Raw genomic sequence first — 25,664 nt, 5'->3', positions numbered from 1 at the left:
GCCGGCGCTGAAAACACAAAAACCCCATGAGCGATCATGGGGTTTTTTGTGGGAACGATCATCTTTTGATTTTGATTACATCGGCGCTGGCTGAATGATCTCGACCCAGTAAGCATCCGGGTCCTTGATGAACGCCAGGCTCTTCATGCGGCCGTCGTTCAGGCGCTTCTGGAAATCGCAACCCAGCGCTTCAAAACGCTCGCAGGCAGCCACGATATCCGGCACCGAAATGCAGATATGGCCAAACCCACGTGGGTCGGTGTTGCCGTTGTGGTAAGCGAAATCCGCGTCGTTCTCGGTGCCGTGGTTGTGCGTCAGTTCCAGAATGCCAGGAATCGACTTCATCCATTCGGTGCGCGCGGCAGCGTCGGCAGGGATCTGGTTTTTATCGACCAGTGCCAGGAAGTACAGGCTGAATTCGGCGTCCGGGAAGTCGCGCTTTTCAACCAGCGAGAAACCCAGGATGCGGGTGTAGAAATCCAGCGACTTGGTGATGTCCTTTACTCGCAACATGGTGTGGTTGAAGACGAACTTCTGGGTCGCGGAATCAGGTTGGGCGGTGACGCCAGGGAAGGTGTTCAATTCGTGCAGGCTCATGGGCCCTCCGGTAAATAAGTGGGGCTAACGAATGGCAGCAATGATACGCAAGGCTTGGGACATCACCAAACCCAATGCATCCGCTATTGCCTGACGGGCGGGCGCAGCTCAGACTTTACCGCTCCACCCCTGAGTGTTTAGCGCAATGTCCCGATTTCGTGTATCGACCCTCGTCTTGATTGGCTCACTGTCTGCCGTGACCTGTGTTCACGCGCAGACACCGGTGATCACCTGGCCAATCGGTTGGGAAATCGAAGCCATCGTGCCCGACGACGCAACGTCCAGGGTTTCGCGCCAGCGTGCAGTGAAAAACGATCAGGACGGGTCACCGACACTGGTCATGGAGTTGACCATGACGCAGGTGGAAAACGGGCATCAAGTCAACCTTGAGGGGGTGTTGCTGGAGATGCGCAAAGCCGTCCAGAAAGACTTCTTCCAGAGCGGTTATCAAAGTGTTTGCAACAAGATTCACGAGACGCGCTTGAGCCGTTTAGCGGCACTGGAAACCACCTGCACCATCACACAAAACGGGCGGCATGTGCTGTCACAAACATTGGTTGCCGCGGTGGATGGCGATAAGGCCTATGTACTTTCGTATGCGGGACAGGCGCAGGTTTATAAGGCGAGCCAGGAAGAAATAGCGGCGGCTCGCAACAGTTTGCAACTTTAACCGAAGGGGCAACGCGTGACGCGATCGATGATGTTTGGATGCCCAAAAGGATTAAGCCGAAAGTTAGTCGGGCGCTACCGATTTAACATTCTTTAGTCCATGTCTTTTAGTGTGCCCATGAAAAAGCCCTGCAGGACAGGGCTTTGTTTTATCACGGAGATGCTTTAACCGCGCAGCCAGGCGTCAACGGTGTCGGCACCGTATTGTTCCTTCCATGCTTTCAGGCCGCGGTGGTTGCCGCCCTTGGTCTCGATCAGCTCACCGGTGTGCGGGTTCTGATAAACCTTGACCACGCGAGCGCGGCGGGTTTTGGGTGCCGAGGCCTGTTGCAGGCCGGACCTTGCCGGGTTCGGATCGAGAATGGCGATGATGTCGCGCAAGCTTTTGCCGTAAGTTTTCATCAGGCCCTGGAGCTTCTCTTCGAATTCGATTTCTTTCTTGAGCCCGGCGTCATTCTTCAGGGATTCCAGCTGTTTGAGCTGCTCTTGAAGGGCTTTTTCAGCTGCACGAAATTCAGCGAGTCTGGACAAAATCTTTACTCCAATAGTGTGTTTGGCTAATACCTACCGCAAACAAAGCTATAAGCCAAGAGCCTTGAAGCGACCCGGTGATAGTGGCTCGCCCTGCCAATTTTGCACAGGCAACAAAAAGTGTAGTAGTTAATGCGCCAAGAGTAAATCATGATGTTTTCTTCATGTAACAAAAGTGAATGTCTGAAATATTTTGGTGCATTGTCTCGTCGGGTGTATTTAAGCTGCTAGTTAATGGTCACTTAATTTAATAATGAACTGCTCGCCAGGCATCGGCCGGCCGAACAGATAACCCTGCAAATAGTTTACGCCGTGAGCAGTCAGGTAATCACTTTGCTCCTCGGTTTCCACGCCCTCGGCAACGATGCCCAGGTCGAGCTTGACCGACAGCTCGATAATGCTGTCGAGGATGTGCCGGGACAGGGCATCGGCGCCAATCATGGCGACAAAACTCTGGTCGATTTTCAGAAAGTCCACGTTGAATTCGCGCAGGTAACCGAGGCTCGAGTGGCCGGTACCAAAGTCGTCGATGGCGATCATCACGCCAAGCGCGTGAAGTTGTTCGAACAGTTGATGGGTGATGGCCGTCGGTTCGATCAGTTCTCGTTCGGTCAACTCCAATACCAGGCTGATGGACCCGGGCGCGAAGTTGGCCAGGAACTCGCGACAATCCTCAACCAGTTGCAAGTCCTTGCAGTGCCGGGCGGTGATATTGATGCCGATATGGAACGGCGCCTCGAACGATCCTGACAGCGGCGCCAACAGCGCTGCAGTTTGGCGCATCAGTGAGCGTGTCATCGGCACGATCAGCCCAGAGTGCTCGGCGAACGGGATGAACAAATCGGGTCGTACCAGGCCTTCCTTCGGATGGTTCCAGCGCATCAACACTTCGGCGCCGGACCACTTCTTGTTGTCGCCAAGAACCACCGGTTGAAAATAAGGAATGAACTCCGCGGCTTCCAGCGCGCGTTGCATTTCAACGCTGGGCGATGTCGAGCGCTTTTGCAGAACGTGTCCGATCAACCCGGACACAACGCCGAAAAAAATCAGCAAACTGAACAGCGGCGGGTACTCACTGAGCATGTATCGCCAGGTCTCACCTTCAGGAAACCCCGCCGCCACGGTGAAGGCATAACGCGAGGAGTTCAGCGTGGTTTGCGCCACCGGTAAATCGGGAAGAGGACCTGCGTGGTATTTCCCGTCAGGCGACAGCCAGTTCGATCCGACCTGCAACAGCAGTATCGTCTTGCGGCCGATCAATCGCAGTACGTTGCTCAGGTGATAGCCGTCCAGGGTGCTCAGTGCACCGCGTTGCCCGTCGCTGAGTCGATACACCAAAAGCGCAGTGCCAGGGGTAACCGGGTTGCCGTTCATGAGCCACAGTTTGCCTTCGGTGTAATCGCCGGGGTCGATTTTTTCGTGGATATCCCCGAACAGCGAACTGCAGTAAAGCGTGTTGTCCTTTACCAGATTGGTCGAGCGCACAAACGGTCGGCGGGTGACTTGCTCGCGTAATGCCAGCGTGACGTCTTGGCAAGGTTGGCCAGCCAGCGGCAGCAATACCTGCGCGGCCTGGGCGGTGTTGTCGAGCATCAGATCAAATTGGCGGACGGCTTCTTCGGCGGTCAATGCGGCACTTTGCTCCAGTACACGCTGCGCCTGCATGTACAGCATGGCGCCTCCCAACAGCACTGGAAGCAGGCCACTGAGCAGGGTTACCGCAATCCGGGCACCGCGTTTACGACGGGTTCTGACAGTTAATGGCATTTGTGAAACCTGGACGATGGAAGAGGGCTCTCAAATGCGGGCAGGACAACGACACACTTCCCAGAAGAGTTCAGCTAAGGCCCATGATAGTTGGCCTTTTCCGCTTGCGCCGGAGAACGTGGTGCCATTTTTCCGGTGCAACAAACCCCTTGCACACCAGGCGCGAAAGGGGATTTGATAGAGAAGACGGACAAATATGTTTACGCTGTGTAGAATCCGGTTACGCATATAAGAATAATCGTCTTCTGGCAGCAGAAGCCTCGCCCGCATCAGCCTTGGGTCGACAATGAAGAGTTTTGGGTTCCAATTGATCTACGGTGACTTCCTCGCCCGCAGCGTGCGGGGCATCTCCTGCGCGCCACCCGCCGGTCTCAGCATTGCTAGCAACTAACATTTGTTAACTTCAGCTGTTAATTCTAAAAGCATGATGAGGCGCCAACCATGGCAGATTTATACGAAAACCCAATGGGCCTGATGGGCTTCGAGTTCATCGAATTCGCATCGCCAACCCCGAATACCCTGGAGCCGATCTTCGAGATCATGGGCTTCACCAAGGTTGCGACCCACCGCTCCAAAGACGTGCACCTGTACCGCCAGGGCGCGATCAATCTGATCCTCAACAACGAACCTCATAGCGTGGCTTCTTACTTCGCGGCCGAACATGGCCCGTCGGTCTGTGGCATGGCGTTTCGGGTCAAGGATTCGCAAAAGGCCTACAGCCGTGCGCTGGAATTGGGCGCGCAGCCGATTCACATCGAGACCGGTCCGATGGAATTGAACCTGCCCGCGATCAAAGGCATCGGCGGTGCGCCGTTATACCTGATCGACCGTTTCGGCGAAGGCAGTTCGATCTACGACATCGACTTCGTGTTCATCGAAGGCGTTGACCGCAATCCGGAAGGGGCGGGCCTGAAGATCATCGATCACCTGACCCACAACGTGTATCGCGGTCGCATGGCGTACTGGGCGAACTTCTACGAGAAACTGTTCAACTTCCGTGAAATTCGTTATTTCGACATCAAGGGCGAATACACCGGCCTGACCTCCAAGGCCATGACCGCGCCGGATGGCATGATCCGCATCCCGTTGAACGAAGAGTCGTCCAAGGGCGCTGGCCAGATCGAAGAGTTCCTGATGCAGTTCAACGGGGAGGGCATCCAGCACGTGGCGTTCCTCAGCGATAACCTGATCGACACCTGGGATCGCCTGAAGAAGATCGGCATGCGCTTCATGACCGCGCCGCCAGAGACGTATTACGAAATGCTTGAAGGCCGTTTGCCAAATCACGGCGAGCCGGTGGATCAGCTGCAAATGCGCGGGATACTGCTGGACGGTTCGTCCGAGTCGGGTGACAAGCGCCTGTTACTGCAGATCTTCTCGGAAACCCTGATGGGCCCGGTGTTCTTCGAGTTCATCCAGCGCAAAGGCGATGATGGTTTCGGCGAAGGCAACTTCAAGGCGCTGTTCGAATCGATCGAACGTGATCAGGTTCGTCGTGGTGTGTTGTCCACTGACTAACTGAGCAAACGCTATACCTGTGGGAGCTAGCCTGCTGGCGATTGCGGTCTTTCAGCCAACATCAATGTTGAAACTGAAGATGCCATCGCTAGCAGGCTAGCTCCCACATTTGTTTTCTTTTGGGCCTAAGGCCGCCGCTGCCGCACCATGTGTTTGAACCCTTCAAACATCAGCACCAGCACCGCCATCCAGATCGGAATGTACGTCAACCATTCCCCGCCCTTGATACTCTCCCCGAGCAGCAAGGCGACCCCGAGCAACAGCACCGGCTCCACATAGCTCAGCAACCCGAACAGGCTGAACGGCAACAGCCGGCTGGCGATGATGTAGACCACCAGTGCCGAAGCACTGATCACCCCGAGCATCGGGATCAGCAGCGACAGCCACGGGTATTGATCGAACACGCCGAAGCCTTGTTCACCGCTCTGCACGAACCATAAAGCCACTGGTAGCGTCAGCGTCATGTCCAGCCACAACCCGCCGAGATTGTCCGTCGCCAGGCGTTTGCGCAGTACGAAATACGTGGGGTAACCGATCGCGACCAGCAACGTTGCCCAGGAAAAACCACCGACCTGGTAGACCTCATTGACCACCCCGAGGCAGGCAAAAAATACCGCGATCTTCTGCAGGTACGAGAGGCGTTCGCCATAGGCGATGCGGCCTGTCAGGACCATCGTCAGTGGCAACAGGAAATAGCCCAGCGACACATCAAGGCTGTAGCCATTGAGCGGCGCCCACATGAACAGCCAGAGCTGCACACCCACCAGTGCCGAGGAGGCGATCAGGCCGGCTGCCAATTTTGGTTGTGCGCCGAGACGCTTGAGAATGCCGACCACATGTTTCCATTCGCCGGAGACCACCATGAACACGGTCATGCAGGGCACGGTCAGCAGCATGCGCCAGCCAAAAATCTCCACGCCGCTCAAGGGTGTGAGCAGGGAGGTGTAGTAATACATCACGGCAAACAGCACCGAGGCTGTGACCGATAGAGCGATACCTTTAGACAACTTGTCCTCGCGAGGTTGAACGTGAAACTGGGGGGCGGAGGATACGTGGTTTTGGCGCTAATTATTGACCAACTGATCAACAACCATCGATTGTGTGCTCATTTCACCGGGCCGAAGCCGACCTTCGTCGCAAGTACCCATTCGTGGCGATTGCCGGCAATGGCTTCACCCACGATTTCCTCGGAGCGACCATTGGTATAAACGTCAGCGGTGTCGATGAAATTGATGCCCTGGTCCCAGGCCTTGTCGATGATCCGCAGGGAATCTTCAGTGCTGGTCTGTTCACCAAACATCATGGTGCCCAGGGTGAGCGTGGAAACCTGCCGATCCGAATACCCCAGCGTGTGGTAGCTCATGAAGAAATCCTTTTACCAATGAGAAAGGCATAATCAAATACCAGAACAACTGCTGGGGCAAACGGAAAATTTCACTGTATTTAATAGGGAAGGGGATTGCCCAATACTACGTTCCGGTGATCTTGACTCTCACGCCTACGTATTTACCCCGAAATTAGTCGCGTTCGATTATTACGCAGCTTGCCTCGTTAGTGAAATCCGGTTTTGTACCTTCGTTTTTGACCTTCATTATGCCAGGAACGACGACTTCTCCATCTTTGGTGTTCCAGATAGTTTCAAATTTAACCCAGTCTGAAAGTTGGGCGCCGCCAGTTGGCGCAGTGTTAGTGGGTTGTTTTATTGTCTTAAAGGTAAAACTCCAGTTATCTTTATGATCCGAGCACCAGCCATGGTCCATAATAGTAATAGTCAGCGCGGAATCTAGGTTTTTTAACATAACCAAGTCGTAGTCATCCGTGTAGCAACCTTTTAACCTGTTTAGCATGTGCCAGCCTGTGGTCGTAGGTAAGTGGCACCACTCTTCATCTACGGTTCCGCTAGCTTGAATTTCGCTTAGAATAACTTCTCCGTTGAAAGGCTCATTAGCAAAAGTGGCCTCGCTGGATAGCATGAGCGCAAATCCTGTGAACATCGCAGCCTTGAAAAGGTTAATAAAATTCATACTTCCTCCTGTCATTAATCGAATGGCCTAAGTAGGGCCACGGAACAAACACTACCATGATTCCCTGAGCGCGAAACCTAGCACTTCTGTTAGGTATGCCGCCAAGGTACCTGTCAACATTGACAGTATCGGCTTTCAAAAAATGCGTGCTTAATTTACCGAGGCTTCAACTGGGCCGGCAGAGCGACAGGGCGTTTCTTTGCAGTGCTCGACGTGATCCACGCTGCCAGACAGTCATGACTGAATACCCACTTTTTTTGGAGAATTCGATATGGCAGTTTCGGAGAGTCAACTGAAAGCGCAACAAGTGCGGGATAACGACAGGAAACTTCGTGACCGATAGAGCGATACCTTTAGACAACTTGTCCTCGCGAGGTTGAACGTGAAACAGGGGTGCGGGGGATACGTGGTTTCAGCGCGCTAATTATTGACCAACTGACCAACTGATCAACAACACATCGACTGTGTGCACATTCCCTTGCAGGAGCAAAGCTTGCTCGCGATGAGGTCAGTCCGTCCAACATCCATTCAGCCTGACACATCGCTATCGCGAGCAAGCCCAGCTTCTACGGTTATCTCAAACCGAACGCGATCCACGCCCCGAGACAAAATGGCTCACATCATTGAACCCCGGTGTCGATGCATGCCCCGGTGTCACCAGCGAATCAATGAATGCCTCATCCTCGGCCGTGATCCTCACCGCCTGCGCCTTGGTGTACGCATCCCATTGTGCTTCGGTACGTGGCCCGACAATGGCTGAGGTCACAGCGCCATTGTTCAGCACCCAGGCAATCGCGAACTCGACGATACCGACGCTGCGCTCTTGAGTGTAGTGCTGGATCTGCTGGGCGATGCGCAAGGATTCCACGCGCCATTCGGTTTCCAGAATGCGTTTATCCGCGCGGCCTGCGCGGCTGTTGATATCCGGTTTTGAATCAGGTGCGTACTTGCCACTGAGCACCCCACGCGCCAACGGACTGTAGGGCACGACGCCGAGGCCATAATTCTGCGCCGCCGTGATCTGCTCGGCCTCAGCCTGGCGATTGACGATGTTGTACAGCGGCTGACTGATCACCGGCCGGTCTACGCCCAGTTTATCCGCCACGCGAATCACTTCAGCGATACGCCAGCCACGGTAGTTCGATAGCCCCCAGTAGCGAATTTTGCCCTGGCGAATCAGATCACCAATGGCCGATACCGTGACCTCCAGCGGCGTGTTGTGGTCTTCGCGGTGCAGGTAATAGATGTCCACATAATCGGTACCAAGGCGCGTCAGACTGGCATCGATGCCAATGAAGATATGCTTGCGGCTGAGGCCGCTGCGGTTCGGCACACCGTCAACCGGGCCGAAGCCAACCTTGGTCGCCAATACCCATTCGTGGCGATTGCCAGCAATGGCTTCACCCACGATTTCCTCGGAGCGACCGTTGGTATAAACGTCAGCGGTGTCGATGAAATTGATGCCTTGGTCCCAGGCCTTGTCGATGATCCGCAGGGAATCCTCGGTGCTGGTCTGTTCGCCAAACATCATCGTGCCCAAAGTCAGGGTCGACACTCGTAAACCCGAATGACCCAGTGTGCGGTAACTCATGAAGAAGTCCTTTTACCATTGGGAAAGGCTCAATCAAATACCAGACCAGCTGCAAGGATCAAACTTAAATATCGAATTCTCCAGACCCGCATTGCAGGAGCGGGGAGGGCGGCGATCCGATTCGCGGGCGTGAAATTTCACCGACCCTGACGCGGAAAAATGTGGGGCTACCTGTCAACTTTGACAGTTACGCCGCTGAAAAAAAAAGAGCTTACTTCACCCAAGCGCAGAACGACGGGATGTACTTGGGTAGTGCCCGGCAGTAATTCGGTCTGCTTTTCCGGCCCAAATGCGATGGCAAGTCCATGGCGCCAGATTATGAATACGGAGAGCGACACTATGGCTGGTCCAGAAAAAAAAGAGCAACGTCTTGCGGCTGGCGAGTCCTCGTCCGGTGGGGCCCAGCCGCTAGTGGTTCAGGATCCGGACGTCAAGCATATCGTGATCGACGGTGATGCTACCGGGCTGATACGTCGGGAAAAGCTCAAGACCGATCAAACAGTCACGATTACCACATGGGGCGGGACTCTGCCGGGAACCGGTGATGGTACTGATTATTTTCGCCTTGAGCGTGCGCGTGGGGGCAGTGAAGAGTGGACATTGATCGAAGAGCTCGAATTTGAAGGGGGGGATATCTGGATTCCTCTGGTTTTTACTATCACCAAAGAATTCTTTCTGGACCCGGAAAACGAAGGCCCCTTTGACCTTAGATATGAGCATATAAGCCATCAAGGACCAACTGACCATTCCAACCGTGTTCGTATTTTTATCGACAAAATCCCTCCGAATGGCACGACATCTCCGAGCAAAATGATTTTTACCATCACGCCACCGATCAAGGATTCGACGTTTGGGGCGGATGACTTCCTCGAAGCTACAATTCCCGATTGGACCGGCGATCCAGTCGGCACTCATATCGCCTTCGGTTGGATAAAAGGAGAGCTGCCCGAGAAACCCGAAGACATCGATATGATCGGTCCGCTACCTATTCTCGGCGGCGGCAAGGTACAAATCCCCAAGGCCAAGTTCCTTGCGGCGGGGGACGGCAACTGTTGTGCCGGCTATGTCCTGATTGACAAGGCGGGGAACGAAAGCAAGCTGTCTGAGTACGAGCTCATGTCAGTGGCGCTCGGTCCGTTGCCGCTCACGCCACTGCCCAAGCCTACGGTGACGGATGCTACCGGTGGTGAACTCCTTCGTGAGGACATTATCGATGGCGGTGTAATCGTCCATATAGACAAAGTCACCAACGGCAAAGCCAACGACAGCATCATCGTCAAATGGAAAGACCTGGAACTCAAGCCCGGCACGCCTGTAGGGCCTAATCCAACGACCGGATTCGATATCTTCGTGCCGTGGAATATGATCAAGCAAGCGTACGGCGATTCGAAAGGCGTTGTTGATATTCCTGTGAGTTACACGGTACTGCGCGGTGTCGAGCCTTTTGGTTCAGCAGTTGAAACCGTCAAATGCAACCTGTCCAATGCCGGCCCTGATAACCCGGACCCGGAGCCTGGTAACCCCAATCTGAAAGAAGTGGCGGTTGTGGGTGAGTCCGCAGTAAAAAACGTGTTGGTCGATACCGATGAAGGCAAAGACGTATTTGCAGAAATCGAGCTTGTATTGCCGCTGGTAAATGATGATACATACCAGGTCATGTGGAACGGAAAACCGATCGGCCCTCCTTATGTTATCGATACCACCAACGACAAGGAAGACGACGTTATCCGGATCCCGCTCGACTGGGACGTTATTCGCGGCGAAGGCCCCAGCGATGCCATGCCGGTCTGGTATATGCTGACCAACGCGGCCCACAGCAATCCGCAAGAACCGAAGCCCCGTTCAACGGTCGAGATCAAATTCCTGGTCTTGAAATTACCGACTGCCGAACCGTTGCACACGTTTCAACCTGACCGCTTCAACTGCAATTCGTTGCGCTGGAACGCCGGCCAGACCGAATACGGCTTTGAATACAGAATCCCGCCAAGTGCTCATTTGAAAGCGGGCGATGATGTCGAAGTGGTGTGGGAGGCTTATCAGAACTTTGCAGCGCCGGTACATCTGCCAGGGGCCAAGAAAACAGCAGAATTTCTCAATATCAGCGCAGAGCAGGCGCGAGACGGAATTGTCTGGCTCATTGAGCCCTACGACACCCATATCAAGCCTATCTATGTCAAAGATGTTTCGTTCGGCAAAGGCGATGTGACTTACACCATCAAGACCAAACCCGCTGCAGCAGCGCCTTCCAACACAAGGGTCGGGCTGTTACAGGGCGAGGGGAGTTGCGAAATACCTGCCAAGCCTTGAGCAAGTAAGCCCAGCAAAAGCACCGCCAGAAGAAACGACCGCAGTCACCCGTTTCTTCTGGCGACGTATCTCATTGCTCAATAGTTCCTTCAGATAAGTCCTACATACCACGACGTTCACGATCTATAACCTGCGCGGCTTTCTGTTCACTTGCCAATGGGGTCTGTATGTCCACGGTCAACCTGTTCAAACTGCATCCGCTGTCCCGTACTTTGAAGCTACTGTCTATCGCGCCTTTGTTGCTGATCAGCGACCTGGGGTACGCAAGCGTTTTGAACCCTGGCGAGGTCTTGAACATTGACAGTAACACCGCCCCCGACAATTACGTATTGAACGGTGCGTCGACCCTGAATGCCAATGGTGGCGATACCCGTGATATCACCGTCAACAACTCGACTCTGAACCTTAATGGCACCACCGTTCAAGCCACCCGCGCCAATGGTGTGCATTTGAACGCCGGCAGGGCGAATATTGCCGGCGCTACCGTTTCAAGTGACCGGGTCGGTCTGGTGGTCAGTCGTGATCCGGCGGGGACTGAAGGATCTATTGCATCCGTCAGTAAAAGTACGATCACCGGCGTAACCAACGGTGCCACGGTCAATGCCTTGAGCCACTTGACGCTGAACGAATCGACGCTCATCGGCACCGGGCCGAATGCTGGCGGCCTGCGCGTATTCGGTGGCACAGTCGAGGCCAATGGCAGCACGATCACCGGGAGCCGAAACGGGATCGATATCAACCCCGATAACGGACTCGACTCCGCCAGCTCGCTGGTCTTGAACAAGACCAATGTCGAAGGCCTCAATGGTTCGGCAATTGTCGTGGATGCCGGCACTGCGGGGACGTCCCAGGCAAACATCGCCGTGCTCAACGGTTCTACGCTATCGTCCTCCAATGGCATACTGATGAACGTGGTCAGGGGCGCCGAAGCCAATTTGCGGGTCGGCAGCAGCACACTTGTCGGCGATATCATCGCGGACGACACCAGTACGGCGAATGTCTTGCTGGAAGACTCCGCCACCCTGACCGGTCGTTTGCAGAACGTGCAGAATCTGGGTATCAACAGCGGTGCACGCTGGGTCATGATCGGTGACGGTTCGGTGCAAAATCTGGACATGAATGGCGGTGCCATCCAGTTCGGCAATCCGGGTGAGTACTTCAAGTTGAACGTGGGAACGCTGTCGGGTACCGGCGGCACGTTCTTCATCCACACCAATCTCCAGACCGGCCAGGTCGATACCCTGACCGTAGCCGGAAATGCCACCGGCAAACACACCGTAGAACTTGATGCCAGTGGTTCGGAACCTGTGGGCGCCGGCACGATTCCTGTGGTCCACATCGGCAGTGGCGATGCGACGTTCAACCTCGCCGGTGGCGGTGTGAACCTGGGGGCGTACTCCTATGACCTGGTCAAGCTGAGCAACACCGATTGGTACCTCAATACCCTCACTCGCACCATCAGCCCGGGCACCCAATCGGTGATCGCGCTGTTCAATGCGGCACCGACTGCCTGGTATGGCGAACTCAGTACCTTGCGCAGCCGCATGGGTGAAGTGCGCATGGACCACGGCAAGGCCGGTGGCTGGATGCGTGCCTACGGCAACAAATTCAACGTCGATGCCAGTTCGGGTGTCGCTTACCAGCAAGTCCAGCAGGGTCTGTCGTTCGGTGCCGATGCGCCGTTGCCGATGGGTGACGGGCAGTGGCTGGTGGGTGTGCTGGGTGGTTACAGCAAGTCCGACCTGGATTTGAGTCGTGGCACCAGTGGCACTATCGATAGCTACTACCTGGGCGCCTACACCACCTGGGTCGATGAGCCGAGCGGCTACTACTTCGATGGCGTGCTCAAGTTCAACCGTTTCCAGAATGAGTCCGATGTGCACCTTAGCGATGGCAAGAAAACCAAGGGCAACTACGACAGTCATGGTGTCGGTGGGTCTCTGGAGTTTGGTCGCCATATCAAACTGGCTGACGACTATTTCGTTGAACCCTTCACCCAATTGTCTGGTGTGATTATCCAGGGCAAGGATTACGACCTGGATAACGGTTTGTCCGCCGAAGGCGATCGCACCCATTCGTTGCTCGCCAAGGCAGGGGCAACTGCCGGGCGCAACTTCAAGTGGGATGACAAGACGGTTCAGCCCTACCTTCGCGCCGCCTTTGTGCACGAGTTCGCCAACAATAACGAAGTGAAAGTCAATGACCACTCGTTCAACAACGACCTATCGGGTTCTCGTGGCGAGTTGGGTGCTGGTGTAGCCGTGTCGCTGAGCGACAAGGTGTCGATTCATGCCGATTTCGATTACAGCAACGGCAACAAAATCGAACAACCGTGGGGAGCCAACGTGGGCGTGCGTTATCTTTGGTAAGCGCTCAGGGCCACGAGGCGAACGGCACTGGGCGCTAGCCCGGTACCTTCCCGTCACGGTGTTGACTGTTCATCGGGATTTGCGGATGCCCGGACTCCCGTCTGGGTGTGTCCGACTTTCAGCAAGGAGAACTCGAAATGTCAGCATCCGAATTCATGCATCAAATCGACCCAACGATGACCCCTCCGTGGACACGACCCGCTCCGTTGCCCGATGTACCGGGCGGGGAAACCAATCTGCTGCCCCGCAATGCCTGGGCAGATCCGGGCAATCCGTTGCGGGTTGAGTTCAAACCCTGGTACGACACGCCGCCTTCAGATGACGGGACCGAGCGGGTCGACGTTTTTCTGGATGACAATGAAACCGATATAATCGGCACCCGGACATGGCCTCTGCCCATGGACCCCGCCGACTATTTCATCGAGATAGCCGCCGACAAGCTGCCTCAGGGCGAGCATCAGATCAGTTTCATCATGGAGAATTTCCAAGGGGTGTCAGCGCGGTCCCATCCCTTTACCGTCACCATCGACAAACAAGCGCCACTGCTCAACGCTTCTAGCGAATTGATATTCCCTGCTGAAGTCAGACCTCCCAACAGTATCGATATCGACTACCTCGCCCGCCCGGAAAATAATGACCAGGTAATCGCCACTGTTCCCGCCTACACCACCGCCGCGCCGGGCGACGTGGTGATCGCAACCTGGAAAAACCCCGCCAATAGCGCGTCGCAAGAAATGCGGAGCCAGCCGCTCACTCACCTGAATTATAACGACCCCGTTAAATTGACGTTCACTGGCGAATTCATTCGCGCGATGGGCGATGGACCGCGCGTGGTCTTTTATCGTGTTGAGGATCGTGCCTCGAACCCCAGTGCCGAATCTACACCCGCCGACCTGGACGTGGCCGCAATCCGGCCGCCCCGTTTTGCACCAAACCCATGGGTCCTGGAAATAGAGGACGATCCCTCAGACTGGGGACCGCTCGATCCGTTAAACGCATTGAACGGGGTGACGGTGCGTATACCCGATGAGGCTGTTTACTTTAGAGACGACAGGGTAGAGGTGCAGTTTGGTGAGCCAGATACGGCCGGTGAAATTACGGTGCCGGTACCTTGGGGAACAAAAGAGGTAAAAATTCCCCCGGAGAATGTGGCGGCCTATTTCAAGAAAAGCATGCTGGTTAACTACATTATCTATCTACCGGAGGGTTCCAAAAAACCGTCCGACTTTCTGGAAGTAGCGGTGCGTGAATTTCCCCCCGCTCGATTCTCGCCCCCGCAACTGGTCTCACCTCACAGCGATCCGGTATTCAAGTCAGACATTTCTGATTCGGGTCTGCCGGCTCATCAGCGAACGTGGAATTTCATCAGCACGCGCAGCTTGATCACCATCACTGTCAGCGGGCGTGACCAAGGCGGTGTAACTAGATCAAGAACGGTTCTGAATAAAGAACCTGTCACCCTCGCGCAAATGACGGGCGGTGTACCGGCGACGCTGCCAAAGGACTTCATGATGAGTCTCAAGTCAGACGAGCGCTTCAAGGTGTTGACGCAAGTCAGTTTCGACGACGGCGAGAGCTGGTTTCCGTTTCCCGAGTTGACGCCAATGTTGCGCTCATGATTTTGAGGGCCTCGTGGCACGATCAAGCCCCTTTGTACAGGGGCTTTGCGCCTACTGGTAGGTGAGGGTGAAGCCCAATGAGCCTTCTGCTACACCCGCGCCAATCTGAGTACTGTCGTGAGTTTGAAAAAACGAGGCGTTGAACTCGAGTACCTTATCGACACCGTTTTCGATAAAGCCAAACGGAACATCGGTGCCCAAGGGCACCGGTGCTCCGGTGTCTGCACGCAGTACTTGTATTCCCACTCCTTTGGCTGTCGAGCCCGTCCCCAGAGTGAACACGCCATTGCTGCCATCCCCGACTGGTAAAGAACCGTTTGCCCCGTCAAGGCGAATGTGCGCAACCGCCTTGTTTACATCCCCAGGGTCCGATTCGCAGTTGGTCAGGGTGATCGTGAAAGCAGTTGGGGCAGTGGTGTAGCCAATGTGGGTGAAGTCAGAGGCGTTCCATGTGCCTAGCGGGACCGGGTCAACGCTGACGGGTTTGGCGCCCACGGTGCATTGAGACTGCATGACCGTGCCGCTGATCCCGTAGCTGAAGCCCTTCCCGATGCCTGTAAAAAACCCATCGAACAGCTGCTGGTTCAGAGCGTGTGAGCCGGGTGGAATGGCCCCGGTTTTTACCAGCGTTACGAAGCTCCTCATGTTACTAAACGCAATGGCAGCAGTAGGAAGGCGCTTGTTTTCGGCTTCAAAGGGCACGATCGGCAACCCAGCTATGGGTGTAAACGAGTTGGTGGCTACCCCATCGAATGGTCGCTCCAGTCTGATGCGTGCGCCAACACCCGGAATGTTGGTCATGAAAATTTTTCCTCTGGGGTCTGCGCCACCGAGGGGCTCATTGATGCTATGGCTGGGAGGGGCAGTCGCAATGGCGCTGAATCTTAGCGTTGTGCTGGTATTAGTACAGGAGATGCTTGCGCTGCCAGGGTTGGGCGTTATGACAAATTTGTCGATGGTGCCGATAACGCTGCCGATGCGCGCGTCTCGCGGAACGTAAACGTTGGCGACATTAGCGACGTAGTTGATCGGCCCGGGTGTCGCGGTGGCCCATGAGCACGTGTTCGCCTCGGCAGGCTGAATAAACTGATAGCCGGCAACCAGCCCCAGTACGCACATCCACGGTCGTGTAGATGATTTCATAACTGTTTTCCTTCAATGAGCGAGGCGCTGGACATCAAGCCCGGCGCCTTTTTGAATGAGTACGTCTCAATGGCAAGCCAGGGTCTGCAATCGGTAGCCTTGAGCCTGTTCCATGCCTTGCGGGTCGACTTCCAAGCGGCATTGTTGTTCGCTCTGATCACCCCAGCGAACCTCGAGGCTTTGTGGTTGGTCATGGGTACTGAGCATGACCTGGCCAGCCTGGCCGACGATGCCAAGCACTGCTTTGTCAGCGTCCACAACTTGTGCGCCGAAGGGCAGCGGTTGGCCGTTGAAGGACGCGGTGATGACCAGGCGATTCACTGCGCGAGCCGCGAACGTGCTCTTGACCACAGCGCCACGACGAGGGACGACCTGGGCAGTGCCATTGTCGATTTCGATTTCGGGGCCCAATTGATCGGTGTCCAGTTCTATTTGATTGACGCGATAGGGGCGCAGGTATGGCGCCAATGCATAGCCGTCTTCACTGGTGCGCACGCCCGGTGCGTTGTTGATGCCGACGTTCTTGACACCCGGCACATGGATCAGGCCCGCCGTTTCGCCCATATAAGGGCCAAATTCGATACCGTCGCCGTGCAACAACGCTGCACCGCTGGCATTGATGGACAGGTTCCGGTACTCGGTGCCTTGATTCAGACCCGCGCCGAAGCTTCCGACCGGCGTCTGGTAGCCCAGGGACAGTTCGGCTGAGCGTTGCAGGCCATCTTCATTGGCCACGGCAGCTCGATAACTGAGGCGGCTTTGATCGAGGTTGCCGCTCACGCTGGCGCGCTGGCTGAACGAATCGCCATTCTTTTGCAGGTCGAACGTGGCGGAGGCGCTATGCCCAAAGTCCAGCGGCAGGGAAACGCTGAGCCCCACCTGACGGTCGCTGTAGTCTTGTTTATCACTTAGCGACTGGCTGGCGAACAGGGAGTAGGTGACACGCTGATACTGTGTATTGAAGCTGAATTGAAACTGGCGACGCTGATAGTCGGTGCGCCAGAAGTCTTCTTGCGAGAGTGTCAGGTTCACCGAGCTACGGGTGCCGATGTTCTGATAGACCGCAGCTTCCATGCGGCTGCGACGGCTGCCCCTATAACTGGAATCCTGACTGCGCTGGCGCACCGCTTCATCGAAGTCCCGATACCCTTCTGTGGAGTAGCGATATCCAGCGAATCGCAGGCTGGTGCGAGTGGGAAAGGTCTTGCCGTATTTGATCGCGTAACTCATCCCCTGTACCGAGGCTACATCTGCGGAATCGATGTCCGCAGCGGAGCGGGTGACGTCCAGCGCCAGTGCACCGATCGCCCCCAGGTCCTGGGCCAGGCCGACGTTGGTTGCCCGGTAATATTCACCCGCCAGCAACCCTCCATAAACGGTCTTGCCGCCGCCAAGGCCCATCGCGATTGTGCCTTGCCACAGTAACGGATCATCGATGTGACTGGCCGCGTTGTAACGACCGACTGCGGCGTTGTAACGCCAGGTGCCTTCTCGCAGCAGGTTGCCCAGAGAGGCGTAAGGCTGGATGAATCGCCGGACCTGTCCATCGGCTTCCGTCAGCACAATTTCCAGTTCGCCGCTGCCGCCGCCAGTGCTCAAATCATCGATTTCGTAAGGGCCTGCACTGACGTAGGTGGAATAGATCGGGTAGCCATTCTGCCTGACTTCCAATCGGGCACGGGTCAGCGCAACGCCGCGAATGATCGGGGCATAACCTTGCAGGACGTCCGGCAGCATGGCGGTATCGGTGGCAATCAATGCCCCTGTGATCGGCAGGCTTTTGAACACATCACCACCGGTGAACGCTTCGCCCAGGGTCAGGTTGGCATTCATGCCGGGCAAGTCCCGCTGTGCATAGGTGTAGGCCCGGGACCATTTACGATCACCGTGACTGCCCTGAGTGCCTGTCTGGTTGGTTCGCAAGCGCCAGACACCCAGATTGACGCCGGCGTTCAGGTACACATCCTGGCTGTTGTTATTGCCGCCGTAACGGCTGGAGCCTTGCTGCGCCGACACCTGATAGTTGACGAAGGCAGCGTTGATGCCTTCATCCCAGCGCTTGGGGTCAACATGGCCGATCACGTCGCGGCGCATGGCGATTTGTGGAATGGAAATGCCCAATTGCAACCGGCCACCGTCAAAATCGGTGCGGGCACCGGGAATCAGCGCCGTCACGTCAACGCAGCCCGCTTCGAGCAGTTCGGGATCGGCCACCGCATCGAGGCGAACGCCGAATCGGGCGAGCAAATCTGCACTCAGGCAGGGCGACAGTGATGCCGTGCCCGCCTGCTTGAATTCGATGTCATGCAGCCCTTGGTATTCCTGATTGACCCGAACCTCGACGCGATAGCGCCCCGGCCCCACGTCCTGGGCGTTCGCCAGCACTTGCAGCGCCAAGTGCCCGGCGTCTGCTGGCTGTCCGGCGCCCTGATGCATGAAGCCAGACTGAAACGCCATGGGCGATTCGGCCCATGCGGGTTTGATCTCCAGAAGCGCTGCGCCGCTGCCGATGAAAATAACGTGGGCTAGGCGCAGGCGCGCAGGCACGCACCATCGACCTGGGAAGGGGATCATGATTATTGTCCTGGCAGTTGTTCGATGGGTATCAGCGGCCGGTTTGAATCGGCAGGGAGATCAATGGGGTCGTGCCGCCGTAATCGTTGAGAGTAGAAAACGACACCTGCATGCCGGGACCAGGTTTGACGTTGCCCAGGTCATATGCTTGACGATTCAGTGGTGCGGCCATCTCCGTGGGATCCACACGGTGGGACTGTCCATTCACCGTCACTTCGAGGCGATTGAAGGTGTAGTGGAAGGGTGTCGGATTGTTCACGACAAGCTGGGATTTGCCACCGAGGGTCTCAAGCGACCATTGCAGGTCCTTGATACGCACATTGGGTGTGTCCTTGATCTGACTGGGGCGGTAGAAAAACTTGATGCGCGTGCGGATGGCAATGTTCAGCACATTGCTTTGTTCGCTACTGGCCTGGGGGATTTCCTGGGCGTTGAAGTAAAAGAGCGACTCGCGATCGGTCGGCAGGGAATTGGGCAGCGCGTTGATTTGCAATTGCTGCTCCTTACCTGGATTGACCCGAAACAGCGGAGGCGAGGTCATGAAGGGCACGGCCGTCGTCGTATCGTCGGCGCTGGTGTTGACCCAGGTTTGCACGGCGTAGGGTTTATCGCTGGGGTTGGCGACGATCAGTGAGACGCTACGTTTTTCACTGTCAAAGACGACTCGCGTGCTGCTGAGGGTCAATGCGGCGTAACTCAAAGGCGCATGAACGGCCAACAGCAGCGCAGTGATGGCGCAAGAGAGTGCCGCCCTGTCGCGGCAGAGTGATTTAATCGATCCGAACATGGGATACCTATGGACGATGCGCACGCTTGCGCGAGGTCGTTTGCGTCCCTGAGCGCAGAGAGGGCTTTGCGCTCAGGGACACGCAGTTACGGCAGGGTAACGACGAAGTTAACGTTGGCGATGACTGGGCCTTGTACGACATTCACACTGGTGGAGCGATATTTAGCGTTGAAAATCATTCGGGTTTCGCCTGTGGCGTTTAGCGGGTAATCCTTGGACTGAGTACCGCTATCAACGTGCTTGCCGTCGTTGTCGTTGATCGCAAGTGCGACGCCTGTAGCTCCGCCGGTTTGAATGGCGTAGTACTTGCCACCGGTACCGGCGTTACCATGCGTGCTGTCAAATCGAACCTTTGCCATGTCGCCGATCGTGATGGAGCAAGCAGCACCATCCTTGATGCGCAGTGCAAATTCGCGCCCGCCCACTTCTTTATCGGTAGCACCGCCAAAGTCAATGACCGAGACGCTGCCCAGATTGATCGGGCCCGGAGCACCTGTGCCTGGATCGATAGGTTCGATAGGGCAAGTATTGGCGTTGATGTTTCCGGTGAAGTTGATTTGGCCGGTGCTGTCAGCAGCGAAAGCGGCAGTGCCCACCAGGGTAGTAGCCAGACCCAGGGTCAGTGCCAGTAAAGACTTCTTCATTTAGCAATCCTTGTTTTATAACCGGTGCAGTGAAATCGAGACAGCACCGGTTCCGCCCGCTGAAGCGCGGGCAGTGATTAAGTGATGAGGGTGAGCGTTGTCTCGGGGGCGGAGCTTATGGAGGGAGAAGGGCGGGGGATATGAGAGAACTCTCAAACAAAGGAGTAAGAAGTAAGCAATATGAAGGGTTTACAATAACGCCAGGCAACATGCTTGATGATGTCTGGCGCTTTGAACCACTTAAGTTTTTCTAGAGCGCAGGAGGTTTGGGCGGTTGAAGCCATCCGTCATGAATGTAACCAAAAAATCTTATAGTCTCTCTTCCAGTAAATCCTTGTAGTCGACCTGTTTGTCTTAACTGGCCATCAAATCGCGGCTTGTGCGTAATCGATGTCGACGTATGGGTTTCTCCTTTGATAAAAGCGGGAGCCTCGATTGTTTTTGTAAACGTTGTCGGTGTCGTTGTCGTTACGTCTCCAGCGGATTGATAAGCGAAAGACATGGCCTCATTTGATGCTTTAGATAAAGGAGAAGTCGCCGAGTCAATAGCAAATGCTTCTGCGTCAGAAACGTTAGCGCTCGAAGTGGCGAGTCGAGTGGCTGTAACCCCTGAGGGTGCACTTGTTTCTGCCGCTGCCGCGCTACTTGTTTTCGATATCGCTGCGCCTTCAACATACTGAGCAAATTTCAACAATTGAACTTGAGGAATTGGTGGTTTAAATGTTTTTAGTGACGGCAAAGCAATGAAGGAGATGCCATACCCTGCGTAAGACATCACCTCAGATGTGAGCGGGTCTCTCATAAACGTCGTGGAGGCTTCGAGCAGTGCACCAAAGAGAAAGAACCCCCCATTTGCAGCCCAGACAGATCCAGTGCTGAAGGCTGCGCCCGTTCCTACCGCTGTTGAAATCGTTGCTGCCGTCGCCTTGGCGCCGAACATTGCACCGACTTGCAGCACCAAGGTGCCTGTGGCAGAGGCGGTCGAAACTTTTAATGCGGCCGCTAACGGTCCAGGGTTAACCGTAACAATCGATAGCAGAACCCCGACCAGTATGGCGCCCACTGTCAGCCCGACCCCCAAATAAACGTTATTAATTGCACGGCCGGCGGCTGCATGCCCCGTCGGATCACTAAAGGCAATCGGGTTGCCCGCGCAGTACATATAAGCGTTAATTCCACCAGCGCCAAATGGGCTCATAGAGTCCGGACTGTGAAAGCGCATGAGGCCGGGGTTATAGGCTCTATAACCTCGACCGAGCAGGTACCAGCCACTGGCCGGGTCGCGCACTTCACCGTTGAAAGCCAGCAGGCTTTCGAGCCTGTTGTCACTGCTAAGCTCGCCGTAAGGGGTATATACCGCCGTGCGCAATTCAGTGTCCTGACTTTCGGCGATAATCGAGTTTTTGGCATCGGTCAGTAGTAGCAAGGTTTTCGAATCGTCCCCCGGCACTTGTTGACCAAGTGCTTGCCCCCGAGCGTGGAGCAATTGGGTGTGTTGGCCTTGATGCATCGTATCGCTTAGTTGATTGCCTTCATAAAAGCGTAACGTTTCAACATCGCCCTCCCGCTTGACCGCCAACAGATGATTATGCCCGTCATAACGGTAGGAACTGACGGGCTGACCTTGCGCGGTTGCAACTCCTAAAAGGCGACTTTGACTGTCGTATTGCAACTGTTGACCCAATTCATCATGAGTCAGGTTGCCGTCCGCGTCATAACTGAATTCGGTTTGGAGACTCTGATAGGCAGGGTGGCTATGGATAGCGCTCACCAGTTGGCAAGGGTCGTCCATTGCAAATCCGAATTCGACAGTGTCCTGGCTACCATCATTGAAGTCGGTTTGACTGTAAATGACGTTGTCCAGCGCATCGAACTCGAAATACTGCTTGACGATGGCATTGCCAAAGCGATCCTTTGGCAAGTCATCGCCTGAGCACTCGTAGATTTCCATCCGGCCGCGCAGATCGTATTGGAAGGTTTCCAGCAAGGCGGTTTTGCCGTCCACACTCAGATGCCGGGTCTGCAGGTTTCCATCGGCCAGATAAGTCAGATCGATACTCCGTTCCGCCTGTAACTTTTTCCCGGATGAGTTACGCAAAGTCAGCGTACGGTTTTTTTCTCGGCCAAGATCATCGAAGGACAGAGTCGTAACGAGCGAGTTACCCGTGCCCAAGTCTGAGGTCGTGGTGCGATAGAGGCGGCCAAGCGGGTCGTATTCAAATTCGCTCTCAAGCTGACGTTGGGTGACTTTAGTCAGCCGTCCGGTTCCGACGCCAGTGGCCGGGTTAACATCATATTCTGCGTGGGTGGTCTGTTCACCGACATCCGTTCGCGTCAGTTGCCGGCCTTTCAACGAACTGGTGTAGCGAGTGACCCATGGTTTTGGTGTGCCAGGTTCAGTCCAGGTCTCGACACTCAAATGGCCAGCACCGTTATAGGTGAAGTCATAGGTACCCTGGTCATTGCTTGATTTTTCGAGGTTGCCATTGAGCAGGTCATAGTTGAACGAAGCGTTATCGTCTTCCGCCTCGACGGCGGTGGGTTTGCTGGTCAGACCAGGTTTATATTTATATTTGATCGTTTTACCCGCAGCAGTTATTCGTTGATGCGGCTGAAGCCGGCCACCCTCATACTCCAGACGCGCTAACCGCGGACCGACGATAACGTGCGTCAATCGTTCCAAACCATCGAAGCGTTGCTCCCCCACGGTCACGGGTTCCAGTGCATTGTTGCCGGGTTTGACTGTTATGGCGGTCGGCAGCTCGGCACAGCTATGTTCGGCGTACCGATGACCGACGACTGTCCTGTCGGGCAGAATGGTGCTGATCATTCGACTCTTGCTGTCATAGCTGTAGCGGGTGACTCGACCTAACGGGTCAATTTCCTCGGTAGTGTTGCCGTACCCGTCGTACTTGTACTTGTGCAAGCTAACGCGTGTTTTTCCATCGAGTGCAAAGCGCTCGGTCTTGACTGGTTTGTCGAAGCGATTTGTGAGGGTCACGGACTTGCCTATGCCCTCAACCCAGCTTTCAGTGACGAACGTGATTGGATTTTTTCGCGTGTAATTTGTCACGCCGTTGGGACCTGTGGCGCTGTCTTGCTGCCCCCAGTCGTCGTAAGTAAAAGTGCTGGTCAGACGCAGGTCGGTTTTGCCTAGCCAATCGACCTCGGTTTCACTTTGCAACTGACCCCATGCGTCGTAATTGGCTTCATAGATAACGCGAAATACTGGTGTACCGCCGTCGGCGTTATCGATGTCCTCAAGCTCTTCCTTGGTCGCACGGGCAAGCCCGTCAAACCATGTACGGGTTTTGACTTTTTTAACGTCCGTCAATTCCTGATAAGCGAGCTCGGTCACAGGCTCTTCGCCAGGACAAGCCGGGCAGACCAGATGGTATGTGAAGGTCCGGGTTGCAGGGAATCCACTCTCTGGTGCCTCGGTTTCGCTGAGAACCCGACCTAATTCATCGTAGGTGTAACGTAGTTGCTCGTCCCTGTCGCTGACGAGCAACGATTCACCGGTCAGCAGTGAACGCTCCAGATTTACGGATTTGCTGACATCGTCGAAATCAGTCGTGAATGTTTCCTCGGTGTAGAGGACTGCTTCACCTGCAAAGGTCGCATACGTCGCTTTCTCGATGCTGTACTTGTAGTCGGTAAACAATGTTTTCTGCTTGTTACCGTTAACCAGCGTCATCGACTGACGTTGACGCTCCCCGTGCCTGAGGTGATCGTCAGGCTCATTGAAGTAACTATAGACACAGCGCTGAACCAGGGCTTCGGCTTCGTCCCCAACTTCAAGTATTTGTTCTTCAACCATTAATATCGAAGGTGTGGTGGCTGTGCTGACAGGAGGGTGCATCGCATAACGATATTGTGTACGCATTGTCGGCGCACCGGCCTGCAGATCGGGAATCAGCGTCAGGTCCGAGGCCGGAGTAACGGTCTTGGAACGCACGTTCCGTACGAAACCGTAAAGGTCTGCCGGGCATTCTCCGGGTACTCCTTTAGCCGGAAAGTATGTGATCGTTTCAGCAGTACCATTCGATGCACGCTTAAAAGTCAGGTTGCCGTGAATATCGTACTCACTGAGCTCTTTGTCCCGGCGCCAGGTGCGTGGGTCGTCGGTAATCGACCAGACGTTTGAAACCTCTTTGGCTAACTGGCACTGAGGTATTTGCTGATCAAACGATAGCGAATCGTCTGCATAGTAAGTCGTTCTGACGGCTTTACGCAGGTTGCCTTGTGTCGTTGCCTCCATGGTTTGCAAGTGAAAACGGTTGAAAATTCGAGTGACGGTGCGTACTGCACTACCGCCTACGATCAAGCTCTCGGTAGTCTCGTAGGTATAGGCTTCAGTAACCTTGTAGAGGTTATCCAGCCCATCGTCCTTCCATTCGATACTGGAGTTATTACCCAGGAAGTTACTGCCATCGTTACTATAACTGTATTTCACCGAAATCGGAGGTTGACCACCTCCAGGATCAGTGATGTGGTCCGTTACTCGCGGCAGGTTTTTCTGTCCTTGATTGCCGGGGAACCCGTGTCCCGAATCGTTGTACTGGATGAGCTCATGCCCGCCAACGGGCGTCCAGACTTCTTTGATGCACAATTGTTCGCGTTCAAGTCCGTAGAGAAAACGCCATCCCGCCCCGTTAATGGTGGGCAACTCGACGCGCGTCAACCGATTACCTTCCAGGTGCAGGATAAAAGTGGCCAGTGGCACATTGTTGATCGGTCTTACATTGATTTTAACGAAACCACTCCCTTTGATGACTTCCAGAATCACGCCCGTGCTATCACTGATGGTACTGAGCATTCGACCGTCGTGACCGTTGCCATAGGCCAGTGTCACTGAATGACCTACTGGCGAAAACATTTTCACGGGCATGGCCACTTCCGGGCTGGAACCCATTCTTTTGAGGATCTCCACAAGACCAGACTTGTGTACAATTTTGTATTCGCCGAATTGACGGTGTTCATCGGACTCCGCAAGTTCGTAGAATTTGAAACTCTCGATTTTCTGTTCTTTCATTTTTTGGCGACTGGGGTCCGGATTTTTTTTATCGTCCCCGTAATCGCCCGTGACGGCGAAAGTTTCTCCTGAATTGACGGAGATGATCCTTTTATCCGTCAGATATTCAGACATTGCCGGGCCCCATCCCTCACCATACCCGTTGTCGACGGTGCTGAGCGGATTGAACGCAAGTGTTAATGGAACGACGGGGCCGCAGAGGTTGTTGGTTTTAACTTCCGGCAATGAAATTGAAACGGTGTATAAACCAGTGCGTGAATCAACACCTGATTGAACGAAACTCAAGAAGTTAAACGCGTTGGAGTGGACAGCGGTAGACGCGGCCATGGGCGATCCCCTCATAGGGTAATAGAATCAGTTAATGACGATAGGAGTTGACGCAAGAAGATCTGCTGTATAGGTCGCCTGGCGCATTGTGAACCACGTCTCTATAGGTAAGGCGTGTACAAATACGTCGCACATCCTGTGCGTTCGCCATATCAACGGAGG

At 54.9% G+C, this 25,664-nt stretch carries 16 protein-coding genes and 1 pseudogene; 5 read left to right on the top strand and 12 right to left on the bottom strand.

All coding sequences use genetic code 11. From position 1 onward, the window contains the following. Positions 1-75 precede the first annotated feature (75 nt). Positions 76-597, bottom strand: a complete 522-nt coding sequence (gene gloA / locus AC3ZVB_RS10675; RefSeq protein ID WP_162436488.1) for a lactoylglutathione lyase — start codon at positions 595-597, stop codon at positions 76-78. Positions 598-742: 145 nt separating this feature from the next. Between gloA and AC3ZVB_RS10670 the strand changes: the two genes are divergently transcribed. Further along, on the top strand, positions 743-1,267 hold the full coding sequence (locus tag AC3ZVB_RS10670) for a DUF4946 domain-containing protein (protein WP_490146497.1): 525 nt from the start codon (positions 743-745) through the stop codon (positions 1,265-1,267). A 164-nt stretch (positions 1,268-1,431) separates the two neighbouring features. Here AC3ZVB_RS10670 and AC3ZVB_RS10665 read toward each other — a convergent pair whose 3' ends face one another. Together AC3ZVB_RS10665 and AC3ZVB_RS10660 are read right to left on the bottom strand one after the other, a co-directional pair. Then, on the bottom strand, positions 1,432-1,797 hold the full coding sequence (locus AC3ZVB_RS10665) for a histone-like nucleoid-structuring protein, MvaT/MvaU family (RefSeq protein WP_162436486.1): 366 nt from the start codon (positions 1,795-1,797) through the stop codon (positions 1,432-1,434). Positions 1,798-2,028: 231 nt separating this feature from the next. Next, a complete protein-coding gene (locus AC3ZVB_RS10660; RefSeq protein ID WP_490146496.1) occupies positions 2,029-3,564 on the bottom strand; it encodes an EAL domain-containing protein in 1,536 nt (511 codons plus the stop codon). Positions 3,565-4,005: 441 nt separating this feature from the next. Between AC3ZVB_RS10660 and hppD the strand changes: the two genes are divergently transcribed. Beyond that, positions 4,006-5,082 (top strand): 4-hydroxyphenylpyruvate dioxygenase, encoded by a 1,077-nt coding sequence (gene hppD / locus AC3ZVB_RS10655; RefSeq protein ID WP_162436485.1) that lies wholly within the window; start codon positions 4,006-4,008, stop codon positions 5,080-5,082. A 125-nt stretch (positions 5,083-5,207) separates the two neighbouring features. Here the strand turns inward: hppD and rarD are convergent, their stop codons facing one another. The 4 genes and pseudogenes from rarD to AC3ZVB_RS10635 all read right to left on the bottom strand — a co-directional run bounded on the left by rarD (position 5,208) and on the right by AC3ZVB_RS10635 (position 8,697). After that, a complete protein-coding gene (gene rarD / locus AC3ZVB_RS10650; RefSeq protein WP_490146495.1) occupies positions 5,208-6,089 on the bottom strand; it encodes an EamA family transporter RarD in 882 nt (293 codons plus the stop codon). Between the two features lie 104 nt (positions 6,090-6,193). Beyond that, positions 6,194-6,445: pseudogene (locus AC3ZVB_RS10645) on the bottom strand (aldo/keto reductase); the annotation flags it as partial. Positions 6,446-6,599: 154 nt separating this feature from the next. Then, complete coding sequence (locus tag AC3ZVB_RS10640) at positions 6,600-7,106, bottom strand: hypothetical protein (protein WP_490146494.1); 507 nt, start codon at positions 7,104-7,106, stop codon at positions 6,600-6,602. A gap of 577 nt (positions 7,107-7,683) precedes the next feature. Next, complete coding sequence (locus AC3ZVB_RS10635; RefSeq protein ID WP_490146493.1) at positions 7,684-8,697, bottom strand: aldo/keto reductase; 1,014 nt, start codon at positions 8,695-8,697, stop codon at positions 7,684-7,686. Positions 8,698-9,036: 339 nt separating this feature from the next. Here AC3ZVB_RS10635 and AC3ZVB_RS10630 point away from each other — a divergent pair, with 339 nt between their 5' ends. The 3 genes from AC3ZVB_RS10630 (at position 9,037) to AC3ZVB_RS10620 (ending at position 14,992) form a co-directional block, all read left to right on the top strand. Continuing rightward, a complete protein-coding gene (locus AC3ZVB_RS10630; RefSeq protein WP_490146492.1) occupies positions 9,037-11,004 on the top strand; it encodes a hypothetical protein in 1,968 nt (655 codons plus the stop codon). A gap of 167 nt (positions 11,005-11,171) precedes the next feature. Continuing rightward, a complete protein-coding gene (locus AC3ZVB_RS10625) occupies positions 11,172-13,373 on the top strand; it encodes an autotransporter outer membrane beta-barrel domain-containing protein (RefSeq protein ID WP_490146491.1) in 2,202 nt (733 codons plus the stop codon). A gap of 137 nt (positions 13,374-13,510) precedes the next feature. Then, positions 13,511-14,992 carry a hypothetical protein gene (locus AC3ZVB_RS10620; protein ID WP_490146490.1) on the top strand — a complete coding sequence of 494 codons (1,482 nt, stop codon included), beginning with the start codon at positions 13,511-13,513 and terminating at the stop codon, positions 14,990-14,992. Between the two features lie 51 nt (positions 14,993-15,043). On the opposite strand, the gene AC3ZVB_RS10615 is transcribed toward AC3ZVB_RS10620, so the two are convergent. The 5 genes from AC3ZVB_RS10615 to AC3ZVB_RS10595 form a co-directional block, all read right to left on the bottom strand. After that, positions 15,044-16,135, bottom strand: a complete 1,092-nt coding sequence (locus AC3ZVB_RS10615) for a fimbrial protein (protein ID WP_490146489.1) — start codon at positions 16,133-16,135, stop codon at positions 15,044-15,046. A gap of 66 nt (positions 16,136-16,201) precedes the next feature. After that, positions 16,202-18,709, bottom strand: a complete 2,508-nt coding sequence (locus tag AC3ZVB_RS10610; protein ID WP_490146488.1) for a fimbria/pilus outer membrane usher protein — start codon at positions 18,707-18,709, stop codon at positions 16,202-16,204. A 31-nt stretch (positions 18,710-18,740) separates the two neighbouring features. Next, positions 18,741-19,496, bottom strand: coding sequence for a fimbrial biogenesis chaperone (locus tag AC3ZVB_RS10605; RefSeq protein WP_490146487.1), 756 nt, complete (start codon positions 19,494-19,496; stop codon positions 18,741-18,743). Between the two features lie 86 nt (positions 19,497-19,582). Then, positions 19,583-20,140: a fimbrial protein gene (locus tag AC3ZVB_RS10600; RefSeq protein ID WP_490146486.1), complete on the bottom strand. Its 558-nt coding sequence runs from the start codon at positions 20,138-20,140 to the stop codon at positions 19,583-19,585. A 250-nt stretch (positions 20,141-20,390) separates the two neighbouring features. After that, complete coding sequence (locus AC3ZVB_RS10595) at positions 20,391-25,502, bottom strand: RHS repeat domain-containing protein (RefSeq protein WP_490146485.1); 5,112 nt, start codon at positions 25,500-25,502, stop codon at positions 20,391-20,393. Positions 25,503-25,664 lie beyond the last annotated feature (162 nt).

The sequence above is a fragment of the Pseudomonas sp. MDV22-iso1 genome (assembly GCF_058145095.1).
This window is presented reverse-complemented; position numbering and strand designations above follow the sequence as displayed.